The 17,077-nt window shown below is 66.5% G+C and carries 13 protein-coding genes; 7 read left to right on the top strand and 6 right to left on the bottom strand.

The window, feature by feature from the left end; all coding sequences use genetic code 11:
* Positions 1–5: 5 nt before the first annotated feature.
* The 3 genes from kdpB to CV023_RS17705 form a co-directional block, all read right to left on the bottom strand.
* A complete protein-coding gene (gene kdpB / locus CV023_RS17715; RefSeq protein ID WP_230748380.1) occupies positions 6–2,279 on the bottom strand; it encodes an HAD-IC family P-type ATPase in 2,274 nt (757 codons plus the stop codon).
* A 1-nt stretch (position 2,280) separates the two neighbouring features.
* A complete protein-coding gene (kdpA, locus tag CV023_RS17710) occupies positions 2,281–3,969 on the bottom strand; it encodes a potassium-transporting ATPase subunit KdpA (protein ID WP_230748379.1) in 1,689 nt (562 codons plus the stop codon).
* A gap of 345 nt (positions 3,970–4,314) precedes the next feature.
* Positions 4,315–6,072 carry an L-aspartate oxidase gene (locus tag CV023_RS17705; protein ID WP_230748377.1) on the bottom strand — a complete coding sequence of 586 codons (1,758 nt, stop codon included), beginning with the start codon at positions 6,070–6,072 and terminating at the stop codon, positions 4,315–4,317.
* Positions 6,073–6,149: 77 nt separating this feature from the next.
* Between CV023_RS17705 and CV023_RS17700 the strand changes: the two genes are divergently transcribed.
* The 5 genes from CV023_RS17700 (at position 6,150) to CV023_RS17680 (ending at position 10,437) form a co-directional block, all read left to right on the top strand.
* Positions 6,150–7,088: a LysR family transcriptional regulator gene (locus CV023_RS17700; RefSeq protein WP_230748375.1), complete on the top strand. Its 939-nt coding sequence runs from the start codon at positions 6,150–6,152 to the stop codon at positions 7,086–7,088.
* A gap of 76 nt (positions 7,089–7,164) precedes the next feature.
* Positions 7,165–7,878 carry a GOLPH3/VPS74 family protein gene (locus CV023_RS17695; protein ID WP_230748373.1) on the top strand — a complete coding sequence of 238 codons (714 nt, stop codon included), beginning with the start codon at positions 7,165–7,167 and terminating at the stop codon, positions 7,876–7,878.
* A gap of 96 nt (positions 7,879–7,974) precedes the next feature.
* Positions 7,975–8,538, top strand: coding sequence for a hypothetical protein (locus CV023_RS17690; protein ID WP_230748371.1), 564 nt, complete (start codon positions 7,975–7,977; stop codon positions 8,536–8,538).
* A complete protein-coding gene (locus CV023_RS17685) occupies positions 8,539–9,180 on the top strand; it encodes a hypothetical protein (protein WP_230748369.1) in 642 nt (213 codons plus the stop codon). It begins immediately after the preceding gene.
* Positions 9,181–9,237: 57 nt separating this feature from the next.
* Complete coding sequence (locus CV023_RS17680) at positions 9,238–10,437, top strand: PQQ-dependent sugar dehydrogenase (RefSeq protein WP_230748367.1); 1,200 nt, start codon at positions 9,238–9,240, stop codon at positions 10,435–10,437.
* A 184-nt stretch (positions 10,438–10,621) separates the two neighbouring features.
* Here CV023_RS17680 and CV023_RS17675 read toward each other — a convergent pair whose 3' ends face one another.
* Both CV023_RS17675 and CV023_RS17670 read right to left on the bottom strand, forming a co-directional pair.
* The gene (locus CV023_RS17675; protein WP_230748365.1) at positions 10,622–11,281 is read right to left on the bottom strand and encodes a copper resistance CopC family protein; all 660 of its coding nucleotides are present in this window, start codon (positions 11,279–11,281) and stop codon (positions 10,622–10,624) included.
* 53 nt (positions 11,282–11,334) lie between these two features.
* Positions 11,335–11,880 (bottom strand): low molecular weight protein-tyrosine-phosphatase, encoded by a 546-nt coding sequence (locus CV023_RS17670; RefSeq protein WP_230748363.1) that lies wholly within the window; start codon positions 11,878–11,880, stop codon positions 11,335–11,337.
* Between the two features lie 95 nt (positions 11,881–11,975).
* Between CV023_RS17670 and CV023_RS17665 the strand changes: the two genes are divergently transcribed.
* Positions 11,976–13,940 (top strand): M13 family metallopeptidase, encoded by a 1,965-nt coding sequence (locus CV023_RS17665; RefSeq protein ID WP_230748361.1) that lies wholly within the window; start codon positions 11,976–11,978, stop codon positions 13,938–13,940.
* Between the two features lie 100 nt (positions 13,941–14,040).
* Here the strand turns inward: CV023_RS17665 and CV023_RS17660 are convergent, their stop codons facing one another.
* Positions 14,041–15,489, bottom strand: a complete 1,449-nt coding sequence (locus tag CV023_RS17660; RefSeq protein ID WP_230748359.1) for a DUF1684 domain-containing protein — start codon at positions 15,487–15,489, stop codon at positions 14,041–14,043.
* A 166-nt stretch (positions 15,490–15,655) separates the two neighbouring features.
* Between CV023_RS17660 and CV023_RS17655 the strand changes: the two genes are divergently transcribed.
* Entirely contained in the window at positions 15,656–17,020 is a 1,365-nt protein-coding gene (locus CV023_RS17655; protein WP_230748358.1) for a M18 family aminopeptidase, read from the top strand.
* Positions 17,021–17,077: the final 57 nt, after the last annotated feature.

Genomic DNA, 17,077 nt, shown 5'->3' with positions numbered 1-17,077 from the left:
TGTGGTCAGAGCAGCGGGGCGATGAGGAGGTCGATGAGTTTGATGCCGATGAACGGGACGATGAGGCCGCCGAGTCCGAAGATCAGCAGGTTGGTCCGCAGCAGCGCCGAGGCGCTCGTCGCTGTGAACCGCACCCCGCGCAGGGCGACGGGGATGAGGGCGAGGATGATCAGGGCGTTGAAGATCACGGCCGAGAGGATCGCCGACTCTGGGCTGTGCAGCCCCATGATGTTGAGCGCCCCGAGTCCGGGGAACGCGAGCAGGAACATCGCGGGCACGATCGCGAAGTACTTCGCGACGTCGTTGGCAATCGAGAAGGTCGTCAGCGCCCCGCGAGTGATGAGCAGCTGCTTGCCGATCGCGACGATGTCGATGAGCTTCGTCGGATCCGAATCGAGGTCGACGAGGTTGCCGGCCTCCTTCGCTGCGGTCGTTCCCGTGTTCATCGCGACCCCCACGTCGGCCTGGGCGAGGGCGGGGGCGTCGTTCGTCCCGTCCCCGGTCATCGCGACCATCCGGCCGCCTGCCTGCTCGCGTCGGATGAGGTCGAGTTTGTCCTCGGGAGTCGCCTCGGCGAGGAAATCGTCGACCCCGGCCTCCCGGGCGATGGAGCGGGCGGTGAGTTCGTTGTCGCCGGTGATCATCACGGTCCGGATCCCCATCTGACGCAGGGTCGCAAAGCGCTCGGCTATGCCGGGTTTGACGACGTCGCGAAGGTCGATGACCCCGAGGATCCGCGCGGTGGCCGTCGCGATTGCGGCCGGTGCCGTCGCTGCGGTTGCCGAGCCGCTAGCCCGCGCCGACGTGGTCGCGGCGGTGGCGGCAGGCGCGCCGGCTTCGATGGACTCGGCCACGAGGAGGGCGGTGCCGCCGCCGGTGTTGATGCGTTCGACCTCAGCCGTGGCCTCGGCGGGAACCTCGGCGCCGCGCTCGCTCGCCCAGGCGATGACCTCCTTCGCGGCGCCCTTGACCACGGTTCGCGCACTCACGCCGGCCGTCCCCCTGGATTCGGACGCTCCAGCCGTTCCCTCGCCTCCGGCATCTCCGGCTGCTCCAGCCGTTCCGCCGGCTCCAGTTTCTCCGGCTCCACGTTCCCCGGGCAACACGATTCCCGAGAGCCGTGTGCTCGCGGAGAACGGGATGAACTCGGCTTCGGGATAGGCCTCGAGACCCGCAGCCTCGACGTGGAAGACCGTTTCGGCGAGAGTGACGACGGACCTCCCTTCTGGGGTCTCATCGGCCAAGGACGAGAGTCGGGCCGCCTCGGCGATCTGGGTTTCGCTCGTCGACCCCAAAGGAACGAGATCGCTCGCCTGCCGGTCACCGATCGTGATCGTGCCGGTCTTGTCGAGCAGCAGGGTCGACACGTCGCCGGCGGCTTCGACGGCCCGCCCGGACTTGGCAAGGACGTTCGCCCCGACCAGCCGGTCCATGCCGGCGATGCCGATCGCCGAGAGCAGAGCACCGATCGTCGTCGGCACGAGGCAGACGAGGAGGGCGATGAGCACGGTCAGCGACTGCGGGGCGCCGGAGAACGCAGCGATCGGGGCGAGGCTGCCCACGACGAGGATGAAGATGAGAGTGAGCACGGAGAGGAAGACGCCGAGGGCGATCTCGTTCGGAGTCTTCTGCCGGTTCGCACCCTCGACGAGGCCGATCATGTGGTCGAGGAAGCTCTCGCCCGGGCTCGCGGTGATCGACACGGTGATCTCGTCGGAGAGCACCTTCGTCCCGCCGGTCACGGCGCAGCGGTCGCCGCCGGCCTCCCGGATGACCGAGGCAGACTCCCCGGTGATCGCGGATTCGTCGACGGTCGCGGCTCCGGCGATGATGTCGCCGTCGCCGGGGATGACCTCGCCGGCGACGACGCGCACCCGGTCACCGGCGCGTAGGGCGGAGGCGGGGACGGTCTCCTCGTGGCCGGACTCGTCGATCCTCAGTGCATTCGCGCTCACCCGGGTCGCCCGCAGCGATTCGGCCTGCGCGCGGCCGCGGCCTTCGGCGAGCGCCTCGGCGGTGTTGGCGAAGACCACGGTGAGGATGAGCCAGATGCTGATCGCCCAGGTGAAGCGGGTGGGATCGAGGATCGCGAGGACGAGGGTGATGGCCGCGCCGATCTCGACGAGGAACATCACGGGGTTGTGCCAGGCGGTGCGCGGATCGAGCTTGCGCAGCCCGAGGACGGCCGCCTCGGCGAGGGCGGTCAGCGACAGCGTCGCGGTGGTGCGTGTCTGGGTGGGGGCGGCAGCCTGCGTTGGTGCGGTGGATGACTTCCTCATCTCACATCAGTCCTTCGTTGATCGGTCCCAGCGCGAGCACCGGGAGGTAGGTCAGGGCCCCGATGATGAGGCCGATGCCCACGACGACCCCGACGAACAGCGGTCGGTGGGTGGGCAGGGTGCCGGGAGTCGCCTCGGCGGTGTATTGGCCAGCCAGGGAACCGGCGAGTGCGAGCACCAGCCCGATCGGGACGAGCCTGCCGAGGAACATCACCACAGCCAGAGACACGTTGAAGAACGGGGTGTCCGCGGCGAGCCCAGCGAACGCGGAGCCGTTGTTGTTGGCCGCCGAGGTGAAGGCGTAGAGGAGCTCGGACAGGGCGTGGGGGTTGAGGGTCGCGGAGCCTGCTGCGGTGTTGAGGATCGAATCCATCGTGCCCGGCCACAGGGTGGCAACGGCGGTGCCGGCCAGGGCGAGGGTCGGGGTGATGAGGATGACGCCGCTGGCCAGGGTGATCTCTCGTCGTCCGATTCGTTTGCCGAGGATTTCGGGGGTGCGGCCGACCATGAGCCCGCAGACGAAGACCGCGATGATGGCGTCGATGAGCATGCCGTAGAGGCCGGAGCCGACGCCGCCGGGAGCGATCTCGCCGAGCATCATGTTGACCATGAGCACTCCCCCGCCGAGGCCCGAATAGCTCGAGTGGGCCGAGTCCACGGCTCCGGTCGAGGTCATCGTCGTGGCGACGGCGAAGAAGGCCGAGGGAATGATGCCGAAGCGCGTCTCTCGTCCCTCCATCGCGGCGCCCGCGGCCTGGGCGGCGGGGGTGCTCGCCGAGGTTTCTGCGGCGATGACGGCGCTCAGCGAGAGTGCGAAGAGGATGCCCATGGCCGCGAGGATCGCCCAACCGTGCTTCCGGCTGCCGACCATGATCCCGAAGGTCCTGGGCAGGGCGGAGGGGATGAGGAGGATGAGGAAGACATTGAGGAGGTTGATCAGGGCGCTCGGGGCCGAGAGCGGGTGGGCGGAGTTCGCGTTGAAGAAGCCGCCGCCGTTGGTGCCGAGGTGTTTGATGACCTCCTGGCTGGCGTCGGGACCGCCAGGAATAGTCTGAGTGGCGCCGGCGGTGCCGGTGACGGTGTGGACGATCTGGTCGGGGGTGAGGTTGTCGACGACGCCGAGGCCGATGTAGACCAAGGCCGCGAGCACGGAGAGCGGCAGCAGGATGCGCAGGACCCCGCGGGTCAGGTCGACCCAGAAGTTGCCGATGAATAGGGAGTTGTGGCGCATGAAGCCGCGGATGAGGGCGACGGCGACCGCGAGTCCCACGGCCGCGGAGACGAAGTTCTGCACGCCGAGTCCGGCCATCTGGGCGAGGAAGCCCATCGTCGTCTCACCGGAGTAGGCCTGCCAGTTCGTGTTCGTGACGAAGGAGACCGCGGTGTTGAGGGCGAGGTCGGCAGACACCGAGCCTTTGCCGTTGGACAGCGGCAGAACGTGCTGGAGGCGCAGCAGCGCGAAGAGCACGCCGATCGAGACCGCGGAGAAGGCAAGGACCGAGAAGAGGTAGACCCGCCAGCGCTGCTCGGAGCCCGGGTCGATGCCGGTGATCCGGTAGAACAGGGCTTCGACCTTAGTGTCGCGATCGGTAGTGAACACGTGGGCCATATAGGCACCCAGGGGTGCATTAGCCGCGGCGAGGAGTGCGAGGACGAGGAGGATCTGGGTGATGCCGGTGAACCAGTTCATGGGCGACCTCCCCCGAAGTTGCCGGGGGCTCTGCTGGCGAAGTGGGTGGAACGGGTGGGTGACATGGGTCCATCTCACCGCCTCGGCGGGTGCCTTGGATCGGATCTTAACGCGGTCTTGACACCTCCTGACGCCATCTTCACACCCTCCTCGGCGATGGGTTGGGTGGTGGGTGCGTTCGGTGCAGGGCGCGCGCCGGGCCACTACGCACCGAGAGTGACACAACCTACCGTTCCTCCTGTAGGACGTGTCACTCTTAAAAGTGGACTACCCCCGCAAACACCTGACGGCGTCCCAGCTCCCTGGCGCCAGGGAGCTGGGACGCCGTCAGGTAGCAGTGGGAGGTCACTCCACGAGCTTGCCGACCTGGCTGATCTCGTCGGCGCGCATAAGCGACTCGACATCGGGATCGACCGGCGGAATGTCCTCGCGCACGACTCCCGTCGACGGCGACCAGACGAGGTTGACCTGCAGATGCGGGTCCTGCTCGGGGTAGTCGGAGCGGTTGTGGCAGCCGCGGGTCTCCCGGCGCTCGAGCGCACATTCGAGGGTCGCGCGGGCAGCGAGCACCGAGGACTTGAGGTCGAAGGCGTGCGAGAGATCGGCGTATCCGGCGATGTCCGGGTGGATGCCGACCGAACCCAGCCTCGCTTCGATGCCCGCGAGCTTCTCCAGTCCGGCGAGCAGCCCGGCCTCGTCCCGGACCACACCCGCGTGCTCAGTCATGAGGTTGCGGACCTCGCGCTGGAGTGCCCGGACGTTCTCCGTGCCGTCCGAGGCGAGCAGTTCGTCGACCTCGCCGCGGGCCTCGGCGAGTGCCTCGGCCGAGCGCACCTGTGCCTCGAGCCCATCGGAGTAGGCCAGGGCGTTCTGCCCGACGATGCGGCCGAAGACGAGGAGTTCGATGAGCGAATTGCCGCCGAGGCGGTTGGCCCCGTGCAGCCCGGACGAGGCCTCGCCGATGGCCCACAGTCCGTCGACGTCGGTGCTGTGGTCGACGGGGTCGACCCACACTCCGCCCATCGAGTAGTGCGCGGTTGGGGCGATCTCGATCGGTGACTGCGTAATGTCGAGCATCTGCGTCTCCATCATCGTCTGGAACACCCGCGGCAGGCGGTTCATGATGGTCTCGCGCGGCAGGTGGGAGACGTCGAGCCAGACGCCGCCGTTCTCGGTGCCGCGGCCCTCGGCGATCTCGGTGTAGGCGGCCAGCGCCACGCGGTCGCGGGTGGACAGCTCCATGCGTTCGGGGTCGTAGCGTTCCATGAACCGCTCGCCGAGGCCATTGCGCAGGATTCCGCCCTCGCCGCGGGCCGCCTCGGAGACCAGTGTTCCGGCCGCATTCTCGGGTTCGATGATGCCCGAGGGGTGGAACTGGACGAGTTCGGCGTCGCGCAGGCGCGCCCCGGCCTCGACGGCCAGACGGAACGAGTCGCCGGTGTTCTCGTCCCGACGCGAGGAGGTCCGGCGCCAGATCCGGTTGTGTCCGCCGGCGGCGAGGATGACCGCGTCGGCGTGGATCCGGTAGCCGGTGCCGTCGATGACGTCGAAGCCGTAGGCGCCGAAGACGCGGCCGTCGGCGACGAGGATCTTCGTGATGTAGACGCGGTCGAGGATGGGGACGTTCAGGGCTTCGGCACGATGAATGAGGGCGCGCTGGATTTCCAGGCCCGTGTAGTCTCCGGCGAAAGCGGTGCGACGCCAGGTGTGGGCGCCGAAGAAGCGCTGTGAGATCCGACCGTCGTCCTCCTTCGCGAAGTCCATTCCATATCGCTCCAGGTCGGCGATGCCTTGGGCGGCACCCTGGGTGACGATCTCGACGGTGCGGGGGTTGGCGAGGCCATAGGATTCCTTGATCGTGTCGGCGGCGTGCTGCTGCCAGGTGTCCTCCGGGTCGACCGTGGCCAGGGCGGCGTTGATGCCGCCGGCGGCCAGGGAGGTGTGGGCGTCTTCCTTCGGGCGCTTGCCCACGGCGAGGACATCGACCCCGGCCTCGGCGACCTCGATCGCGGCGCGGAGTCCCGATCCGCCGGTTCCGATGACCAGCACCGAGGTGGAGATTGCGTGTTCTTTGCGGCGGGCATTGCCCTGTGTGGTGTTCATGTTTTCCACGTTAGGTTCGCCTACTGCATACGTCCAATGCATTGTTTGACTGGAGTTGATAGCGATATGCTATTGCCATGAATCTGGACCAACTCGCGAGTTTCGTCGAGGTCGCCGCCACCGGCCATTTCACGAGGGCAGCTACCAACCTCCACCTCGCTCAGCCCTCGCTGTCGAGGCAGATCTCCACCCTGGAGAAGGAGCTCGGCGCCGAGCTCTTCCACCGTGCCCACGGGCACATCTCCCTGACCGCGGCGGGCGAGACGCTGCTGCCGACGGCTCGTCGGATGCTCGCCGACGCCGAGGCGGTCCGGCGTGACATGGATGAGCTCGCTGGTCTGCGGAAGGGGCGCATCCGCCTCGGCGCGACCCCGACGCTGTGTGTCAGCCTCGTCGCCGAGGCGATCAGTCGGTTCCACGCCGAACACCCGGGCATCGAGCTCGAACTCATGGAGAAGGGCTCCCGCGAGGTCATCGAGGCCCTCGGCGCCGGCGAGCTCGACCTCGCGCTCATCACCCGGACTTTAGGTCCGGCGGCGCAGATGCCCCGACTGCGCCTGCAGGGGGTGCTCGGGGAGGACCTTGTGGTCATCGCCGCGGCCGGGGGCGAGCTGCTGACCAGTGACACGGTCACCCTCGCCGAGGTGGCCGATCTTCCCCAGGTGCTGTTCCATCACGGATACGACCTCAGGGAGGCCACCTCGGCGGCCTTCGATTCGGCCGGGTTGGCACCGAACATCCTCGTTGAGGGGGCGGAGATGGATGCGGTGCTCCGTTTCGTCGAGCGCGGGCTCGGCGTCGCCGTGGTCCCGGCCATGGTCCTCGTCGACCGGCCCCAGCTGGCTTCGGCGGAGTTGGTCGAGCCGCGTCTGACCCGCACCGTCAGCCTCGCCACCCGTGCCGATGTGCGCCCGACGATGGCCGCGGCGGCGATGCGCTCGACGATCCTCGACACGGCGCGGGCGCTCACCGCCGAGGACACCGGCCTCGCCGCGCACGTGCGGCTGGTGGGGTGACTTCTGCCCCTGTTGTTCGCAGGCGGCGCCCGACTACAGTGGTGATCGTCAGCCGTAGCCCGTCGAAAGGCCCGCCATGTCCACGACCGCTCCCCTGAACAACAGACTGCTCATCGCCGAGGAGGTCATGCTGCTCATGCTCCCCGACAGCGGCAAGGTCGCCTTCGAACTCGAAAACGCACGCTACCCGCTCGTCGGTGCACTCCTCATCGAACTCGCGACCGGCGGATACCTCGATGTCCGGCAGGAGAAGAAGACCTCGTGGGTGAAAGCGACCGGAAGTCGTGGGGGTACTGCACCCGACGAAGGCCTGCTCGCCGAGGCTCTCGCCGCTCTCGGTGATGACGAGCAGAAGGTGTCGAAGTTCGTCGAGAACGAGTTCCCGAAGATCGCCGAGACCGTCCTCGAACGGCTGGTCGAGCGCGGGATCACCGAGAAGGAGAAGACGAAGTCGCTCTGGGTCTTCACGACCACGCAATGGCCGGAGAAGGATCCCCGCCCCGAGTCGGCTCTGCGTTCGACCATCACCGAGGTTCTCGAGGGGCAGAAGGATCCCGACGAGCACACCGGTGCGATCATCGCACTGCTGTCCGCGGCCGGCGTACTCGACAATCTCAAACCGCCGCTGCCGTGGAGCAAGGAGATCAAGAAGCGAGCGACCGAGATCCAGAACTCGAATTGGGGGTCGGTCGCCGTCTCTGCGGCCGTGGAGTCGGTGACCTACGCGGTCACGGCGGCCGTCACCGCGGTCTTCATCGCCACCACCGCCACCGGGGTCATCAACAGCTGAGGGTGGGTCGTCTAGGCGTCAGGCGCCCGGAGAGTTGGAAGCCAGATCTTCTCAAACGTTTACATTGCAAGTAGACTGTAAACGGAGGTCCTGATCATGACATCTGCACACGGTTACGAGCAGCCTCGCCAAGCGACACGGCGGCGCAAAGCGGTCGGGGCTGGAGAGATGGCGCAGCAGTTGGCTTCCATGGTGAGCGGCCTGGATACGCCAAGGCAGAAGGAGATCGCGGCGCAGAAGCTCGGTCCTTTTCTGGTCGAGCTGGAGGAAGAGCTCCAGGACGACGCAGCCAAGGAGGCCCATGATCGACTGTACGGGCCGTTCTATACGACCGAACGAACGATGCGTCTGCTGGGCCTGGAGAACCGTCAGGCATTGACCGGCCGCGTGGGTCGAAACACCATCCTGCGTGTGAAGACCGCAGATGGCCGGAACGCCTACCCGGAACTGCAGTTCGAGTCCGGAGACGTCCTCCCGGCGCTGAAGCCCATCCTCCAGCTAATGCTCCCTCATGTCGCCACCGAATGGACCGTATTGGACTGGCTTGTTCACCCCCACCCCGAGTTGTACAGTCAGCGTCCGATCGACAGTCTCCGCTCAGGTGATGCGGAATCAGTTCTCGCTGCGGCCAGGGCAGACGCTTCGGCATGGGCGGCGTGAGTGAACAAGAGAAGTCGCTCCTACACCAAATGGAATCTCTCTGATGGATCGGCGCTGGCGATCGAGCCCAAGACTCTGCGAAAAGGAGACACGGTATTCCGCTGTCACAGCCGCTTCCTGCAGGATGGAACGCCACAAGGATCTTGGTACTTCTCCAGCAGTTCTGGGCGCTTTGATCTTTCAGCTCCAGAGGGCACTCTCAATACGGCAGAAGATCGATTCGGCGCCGTTCTCGAATCATTCAGCAGTCTGCTTGTCGGTAGAAGCTGGGTGAGGCGAGAAGAGGTGGCCAGCAGGACGCTAGTTGCCCTGGAAATTCCGACCGCTGCAGAACTGACCGATCTGCGGTCGGGAAGCGCTTTGATGGCAGGTGTCGTACCGGGGGAACTTACCGGCGGATACGGCAGTTACATACGGACGCAGTCCCTTGCCGCAGTCGTTCACAGTTCCCAACGAGTTGGACTTGCGGCACCGTTGCGCTTCGGATCCGCGTTTCGGCAAGACGGCTACTACATCTTTGGCGAATCTGGACCACAGAATTTCCCCGCTGGACAGGAGCTGGCAATCAGCACCGCTCTAGGCGAGATGGGATATGTCATCGTCAACTCCCCGACCAGCACGGAAATCACGCTGATGAGCTGACAACAGTTAGCTTCCCAAGCGGCAGCTGTCGCAACTCACGAAAGGACACCGCAGATCGTGACTCATCCAGGCAGACAGAACAGACAGACACGAATCGACCTGTTCCGCACCGGGGCCGCGGCCATGTTGGCGAGCCTGCTGGCTGCGTGTTCCTCGGGGTCCGGGGGCGACGATCAGGGCACGGGCGAGCAGGACTCGGGCACCACCTCGGCGGCGGATTCCGGAACCGGGACGGGCACGGACTCAACCGGAGGCACGGCCTCCGGGGCTGAAGTCGCCTCGGGCGAAGCTATCGCCTCCGGGCTCGAGGCACCATGGTCGATCGCCTATGTCGGAGACACACCGCTGATCAGCGAACGCGACTCCGGGCGCATCCTCGAACTGAGCGCGAATGGCGAGGCCCGCGAGATCACTCGCCTCGACGACGTCTCGGCACAGGGCGAATCGGGCCTCCACGGCCTGGCCGTCCAAGATGACGAACTCTTCGCCTACTACGCCGCCGACGGAGAGAACCGCATCGAAAGGTTCGCAATATCCGGCGACCCCGGAAGCCTCTCGCTGGGAGAACCCGAGACCGTTCTCGACGGACTCCCGACGGCGAACTTCCACAACGGCGGACGGCTCGCCTTCGGGCCCGACGACATGCTCTACGCCACCCTCGGCGACACCGGCGACCGAGACAGCGCGCAGGACCGCGAAGCCCTGTCGGGCAAGATTCTGCGCATGACCACAGATGGGGATGCCCCCGAGGACAATCCCTTCGACGACTCACTCGTCTACAGCTACGGTCACCGGAACCCGCAGGGCATCGCCTGGGACTCCGAAGGCACCATGTACGCCTCGGAATTCGGGCAGGACACCTGGGACGAACTCAACGTCATCGAAGCCGGCGGCAACTACGGCTGGCCCGAGGTCGAAGGCATCGCCGGGGAGAACGGCGGGGATTCCGGCAACAGCGGCTCGGGCGACTTCATCGACCCGGTCCAGCAGTGGTCGCCCGATGAGGCGAGCCCCAGCGGCATGGCCATCACCGAGGACAGCATCTTCATCGCCAACCTCCGCGGCGAACGCCTGCGCGAGATTCCGCTCGACGATCTCGCAGACTCGACCGAGGACTGGGCCGGCGAACACGGACGCCTGCGCGACATCGCCGTTGCTCCCGACGGGTCGCTGCAAGTGCTGACGAACAACACCGACGGCCGTGGCGACCCCGGGGACGGCGATGACCGACTGCTCAGCTTCGACCCGGAGTCCTGAGCGTTCGGGCACACCATCGGATCGTCAGCGACCATGATCCGCCGGGATCGGCCGCCGTCGTCCGCCCGCCGGAACCGGCGACCGAACCCGGCCACGTCGCTCGCCCGCCCAACCGACCCCACAAAATGACCGAGGCCTCGGCATCGGTGGAGATCCTCTGTGGGATCAGGGGTCGTCCGTCAGATCAGCCGTTTTTGGGGTCTCCCCCGGGGCCCGAACCGGAGTCGTCGCCCTTGGTGCCGGGCAGGCCCTGGGCCTTGCGGCGCATGAGGAGGACGACGATGACGATGATCGCCAGACCGCCCACGGCGAGCAGCACGATCATCGGGGTCGACATGCCCGAGTCGGAATCGGCGGACTCGCCGATCTCACCGCGCTCCTCGGTGTCCTTGCCCGGCTCGTCGACGACCCCGCCGCCGAGTCCGGCCTGCGTGGTCTCCTCGACGGAACCGCCGGCACCCTCGGAGTCCTTGATGTTGAAGTCATAGTCGCCGGAGATCGGATGGCCGTCCTGGGACACGACGCGCCAGGTCACCTTGTAGTCACCGGGCTTGAGATTGTCGGGCAGAGCCACGGACAGCTTCTTGCCGTCGACGGTGAGCTCACCGGCAGAGACGTCGGTGCCGTCGACGACGACCTGCACCTCGGAGCCGACCTCCTGAATGTTTCCGGAGAAGGTCATCTCGAGCCATTCGGGCTGCTGGTCGAGCTCGGCACCGTCCTCGGGATTCGAGGACACCAGCTGGTCGTGGGCACTGGCAGGAGCAAAGGCGAAGACACTCAAGGCAGCCACCAGCAGGGCCGCGAAGCCCAACCTGAAAGCCGTCCACCGTGATCGAGTCATGTCATATTCTCCTTCAACGAAAATCTTCATCTTCTGCCATCCTGCCTTCAGTATCACCGAGACTGCGTCGCCAACGAGAGCAGATGATCTGTGATTCCTGGCACGGACACCTCTATTGTCTCAAGAGTTTCTTCGAAATCCTGCAATTCCCCGCCCCACGGGTCCGGCACGTCGGTCGCGGGGGCACCTGCGGCACCCGCCTCGGCACCTCCACTCGCCTCGGCGCGGGCTCCGCTCACCCGCGGATCGAACTCACGCAGCATCCGCAGCTCCGGAACCGCCTCGGCGGGCAGGTCCCGAATGATCTCCTGCAGGGCACGGTAGTGGCGGGCCGTCATCGCAATCGCGACGTCACGCTCGGCCAGCCATTCGGGCGTGATCTGCCGCGCCGCATGATCATCCGTGCGGTACCCGGCAGCCTCGAGCACACGCGCCTGACGTGGGTCGATGGGGTTGCCGGCCTCCTCGTCGCTGATGCCGGCGGAGTCGACGACTGCCGTGGCACCGTTGATCTCGAGATGATGCTCGAGCACGCGTTCGGCCGTGACCGAGCGGCAGATGTTGCCCGTGCATACGAACACCACAGATGCCATACTCATATGTTCCTCCTCATCGCCTGCGAAGGTCCTTCGGTGCGCGGACCGGCCCGGTTCTTTCGGCACATTCGCCCTCATGATCACGATACTGTTGCACCATGACTTCTGAAACTCCGAACGCCTCGGCGCGTCCCGAAACGTCGGCCGCGCGCCCGCAGGACGACCTGTACCGGCACATCAACGGCGAGTGGATCGACTCCTTCACCATCCCCGGCGACCGCGCCGGTGACGGGGCCATGCGGGAGCTCTTCGACACCGCGGAGACCAAGGTCCGCGACATCATCACCTCCGTGTCCGACTCCGTGCAGGAACCCGGCAGCGAAGGCCAGAAGGTCGCCGACCTCTTCACCTCCTTCATGGACGTCGACCGGATCAACGAACTCGGCGTGCACCCCCTGGACTCCTCGTTCGCGGCGATCGACGCCGCCGAGGACAAGTCCGAACTCGCCGCACTGCTCGCCCGTTTCGAGATCGAAGGCATCGGCGGGGTGCTCGGTGGCTATGTCACCGCCGACGCGAAAGACTCCGACGTCTACGCCCTCTACCTCGACCAGGCCGGCATCTCCCTGCCCGACGAGGACTACTACTTCAACGACGACCACGCCGAGGTGCGCGCGAAGTTCCTCGCGCACGTGCAGAAGATGTCCGCCCTGGCAGGCCTCGGTGAGAAGAGCGGAATCTCCGACGACGAGGTGGCCGCCAAGGTGATGGCGTTCGAAACCGCCCTGGCCCGCCACCATTGGGACCGGGTCGCCTGCCGGGACGCGGAGAAGACCTACAACAAGGTCTCGATCTCCGAACTGAGCGACCTCGGCCCCGAATTCGACTTCGACTCATGGCTCGGGGTGCTCACCGCCGAGGCTGCGGATCTGCGCTACCTCGTCATCGGACAGCCCTCGTTCGTCACCGGCATCGCCAAGGTGTGGGCCGAGACCGACCTCGAGACGATCAAGACCTGGCTGCGCTTCGTCGTCGTCTCCGACACTGCCTCACTGCTGGCCGACGAGTTCGTCGAAGAGAACTTCGACTTCAACTCCCGCACCCTCTCCGGCACCCCTGAGCTGCGGGAACGCTGGAAGCGCGGGGTCGGGCTCGTGCAGGGCCTCCTCGGTGAGGCTGTGGGCAAACTCTACGTCGCAGCCGAGTTCCCACCGGCGGCCAAGGACGCCATCGACCACCTCGTGGCCAGGCTCATCGAGGCCTACGAGAAGTCGATCACCGAACTCGACTGGATGAGCGCGGAGACCAAGGAACGCGCCCTGGTCAAGCTCTCGAAATTCACCCCGAAGGTCGGCTACCCCGAGGTGTGGCGCGAGTACCCGGCGGCCATCGATGGGGGCGACCTCGTCGGCAATGTGCGCCGCTGCGCACGTGCCGAACACGAGCGGCAGGTGCGCCGGATCGGCGGACCGATCGACCGCACCGAATGGCTGATGACCCCGCAGACCGTCAACGCCTACTACCACCCGGTGATGAACGAGATCGTCTTCCCCGCCGCGATCCTCCAGCCCCCGTTCTTCGACGCTTCCGGCGATGTGGCGGCGAACTTCGGAGCGATCGGGGCGGTCATCGGCCACGAGATCGGGCACGGCTTCGACGATCAGGGCTCACGCTATGACGGCGACGGCAACCTCGTCGACTGGTGGACCGAGTCGGACCGGGAACTCTTCGAGCAGCGCACGAATGCCCTCATCGCCCAGTACGAGGCACTGGTGCCCGCCGGGCTCGAGGCTTCGCAGCACGTCAACGGGGCGCTGACCGTCGGTGAGAACATCGGCGACCTGGGTGGACTCTCCATCGGCTGGAAGGCCCTCGAACTCGAACTGGGCGTGACGCCGAGTCGGGAACAGGCACGAACCTTCTTCGAAGCCTGGGCGAAGGCATGGCGGTCGAAGATGCGCACCGAGGAGCGCGTGCGCCGGCTCTCGATCGACCCGCATGCCCCCGAGGAATTCCGCTGCAACCAGGTCGTGAAGAACATGACCGCCTTCCACGACACCTACGGAGTCACCGAGGCCGACGACATGTACCTCGCCCCCGAGCAGCGCGTGACCATCTGGTAGGACTGCCCAGGTCTCTCACCCTCCCACTGCTACCTGACGGGGGCCCAGCTACCTCGCGCAAGGTGGCTGGGCTCCCGTCAGGTAGCAGTGGGGAGTGGTGTCAGCGATGCTGGCGGATGAGGGAAACCATGCGGAAGTCGAATTCCTGCCAGCTGGTGATCGGGGCGTTGTCCCGCATCGCCGACTCGAGGTCCTCGATCTCCGTGCGCTCGGATTCGAGCGGGATGTCGAAGGGCATCTCGACGTAGATGAGGCCGCTGGCATCGGTGTGCACGATGTCGAATCCGGCCCTGCGCGGGTCGAGTTCGTTGTTCATCACGATGAGCAGCCGGTCGGCCGAGGGCTCGTATTCGGATTCGATGCCGTCCCTGTAGCCCTCCTGTTCGCGCAGTTCTCGCTGGGCGCGGATGACGAACTCCGCGTAGGCGCCGATGCCGATGACCGGAATGCGCGATGTCAGCGCCTCCGTGGCCACCTTGACCAGGCGTGACCTGGCCTTGCGTCCGAGCGGGCTGAGGTCGCCCCCGGACATCGCGACCCCGTCGAAGCCGACGAGCGAGACCTCGCCGTCGTCGAGGTTCGGGTTGAGCACGGTGATGTCGAGGCCGAAGCGGGAATACCAGGGCCGGGTCACCTCGGCGCTCTCCTCGTCCCACCAGACGTAGAACAGGAACGGCACGTTGATCCCGGCATCCGAGTAGAAGAACGGGGGCCGCCGCTCACCGGCCGTGACGTCGAAGGGCACGACGTTGCCCGCGATCGGGGCGGGGCAGGTGGCGAAGGCTGTGAAAGCGAACGGGTAGTTCACCGCCCGGTTGAAGTCGATGACCAGCGATCCGTCCTGATTCGGCACGCCCAGGTCGATCGTCCTCCACGCCGAGGTGGTCCGACCGTTCGTCGAATCGTGGAAGTCGAGCTGGAGTCCGGTGGCGGGACATCCCGTGGCCAGGAGTCGGACCTCGCCGTCCTCGGTCTCGAAGCTGACGACGCCGGCGGCGGTGGCCTGCAGGGTAAGGTCCTCTTGGGCGGATTCGATGGTGTGTGTCTCGAAAGGGTCGAAGCGGGTGAACTTGCCGAGGAAGACGAACGACGGGTCGGGGTCGAAGACCGGGACTTCGAAGAACTTGCCCAGCAGCGGGGACTTCGAGTCACGGACCCGGATGCCCAGGCGACCGCCGCGGTCGATGAGTTCGTAGAGCACGCTGCCGATGGTGAACCAGTTGAGCGAACCACCAGCCGGCAGTCTGGCGCTGAAGCCGTTGTCCGTCACTCGCACCTGCACCTCGGGGGCATCGACGTCGCTCTCTTCAGAGGCATCGGCCCGGCCCATCAGGTCGAAAGTGGCGGCGGCGGGTCCGGCCTTGATTCCGGACTCGAGGGTCACGGTCACCCAGCCGTCCTCGACGGCGAAGGTCCCCGGCGCCTCGGGCCAGGTCAATGATTCGTCGAGCCAGTGCAGGCCGACCACGCTCAGCCATCCGAAGGGGGTCGCCAGTGCAGAGTTCCGAGAATCCCGCCACGTGTTCCATTCGGTCACGAACTGGTTCACTTCGAACACTCCTTGCACTTGATGTACCTGTCGCGGGTGGTGCGGTGCCGACGACCCGGGTGTTGGTCAACCGAGCCGTTCGGCGAGGTATTCCCCGACGGTGTTCGCCGCCAAGAGAGAACAAACCCCTTGTGGTCAAAGCTACCGCAAAGGATAGGCTGTGGAAATGAGTGAATCGCACGTAAGACTCCAGACGAATGCACAGGTCGCAGACGATCTGAGCGATTTCATCAGCTCCTCCCCGAGCTCCTATCATGCCGTCGCCACGGCGGCCGCCCGACTCGAGGCCGCAGGCTTCGTCCGGCTCGAGGAATCCGAGAAATGGTCGCTTGCGGCGGGTCAGCGCAGCTACGTCGTCCGCGACGGCGCGATCATCGCCTGGATCACCCCGACGTCGAACCCCACGGGCGGGACAGCCGCCTCGGCGCCGGGCTCCGTGACGACCGCGAACCCCACGGACGGCACCGTCCCTGCCTTCCGCGTCTTCGGCTCCCACACCGACTCCCCCGCGTTCAAGCTCAAGCCCGGCGAGGAATTCACCGCCGAGGGCACCCGGCAGGTCGGCGTCGAGATCTACGGCGGCCCTCTGCTCAACTCCTGGCTCGACCGTGAACTCGCCTTCACCGGCAGGCTCAGCCTCGCCGATGGCAGTGTGGTCCTCACCCGGACCGGGCCGATCGCGCGCATCCCGCAGCTGGCCATCCACCTCGACCGGCAGGTCAACGAGGGCCTGACCTTGGATAAGCAACGTCACACCACCCCGATCATCGGCCTGGCCGACCTCGCCGAGGCCGATGTCATCGAGCTGCTCGCCGCCTCCGCCGAGGTGGATCCCGAGCTCGTCGTCGGCCACGACGTCTACACGATCCCCGTCCAGGCGCCGGGACTCTTCGGAGCCGCCGAGGAGTTCTTCGCCTCGCCGAGGCTGGACAACCTGCTCTCCGTCCACGCCGGCATCACCGCCCTGACCTCAGTCGATGCCGAGTCTCTCGACAGCATTGCGCTCTTCGCCGGCTTCGATCACGAGGAGATCGGTTCGAGCTCACGCTCCGGTGCGTGCGGACCGTTCCTCGCCGATGCCACCGAACGCATCATCGCAGCCCTCTACCCCGAATCGACCCGCAGCGACTATCTCGCCGCCCTGGCCGGCTCGGTCTGCGTGTCCTCGGACGCCGGGCATGCCGCCCACCCGAACTATCCGGAACGCCACGATCCGCATGTCCGCCCCCGCCTCGGCGCGGGCCCTCTGCTCAAGCTCAATGCTCAGCAGCGCTACGCCACGGACGCCGTGGGCACGGCCGCCTGGTCACGGGCGTGCACGGCCGTCGGGGTCGAGTACCAGGATTTCGTGTCGAACAATGCGATGCCGTGCGGTTCGACGATCGGCCCACTGACCGCGACCCGGCTGGGCATGACCACCGTCGATGTCGGACCGGCCCTGTATTCAATGCACTCGGCCCGTGAGATGGTCGCGATCAGCGACGTCGTCGCCTTGGGCGCCGCGGCGAAGGCGTTCCTGCAGGGAGCCTGAGCGCGAGAGCGCGGGCATTCCCGCTATAGGAGTGAGCCGGCCCGGGGTCCCCAACGG

This window comes from Brevibacterium sp. CCUG 69071, assembly GCF_021023135.1.
Taxonomy (GTDB): Bacteria; Actinomycetota; Actinomycetes; order Actinomycetales; family Brevibacteriaceae; genus Brevibacterium.
This window is presented reverse-complemented; position numbering and strand designations above follow the sequence as displayed.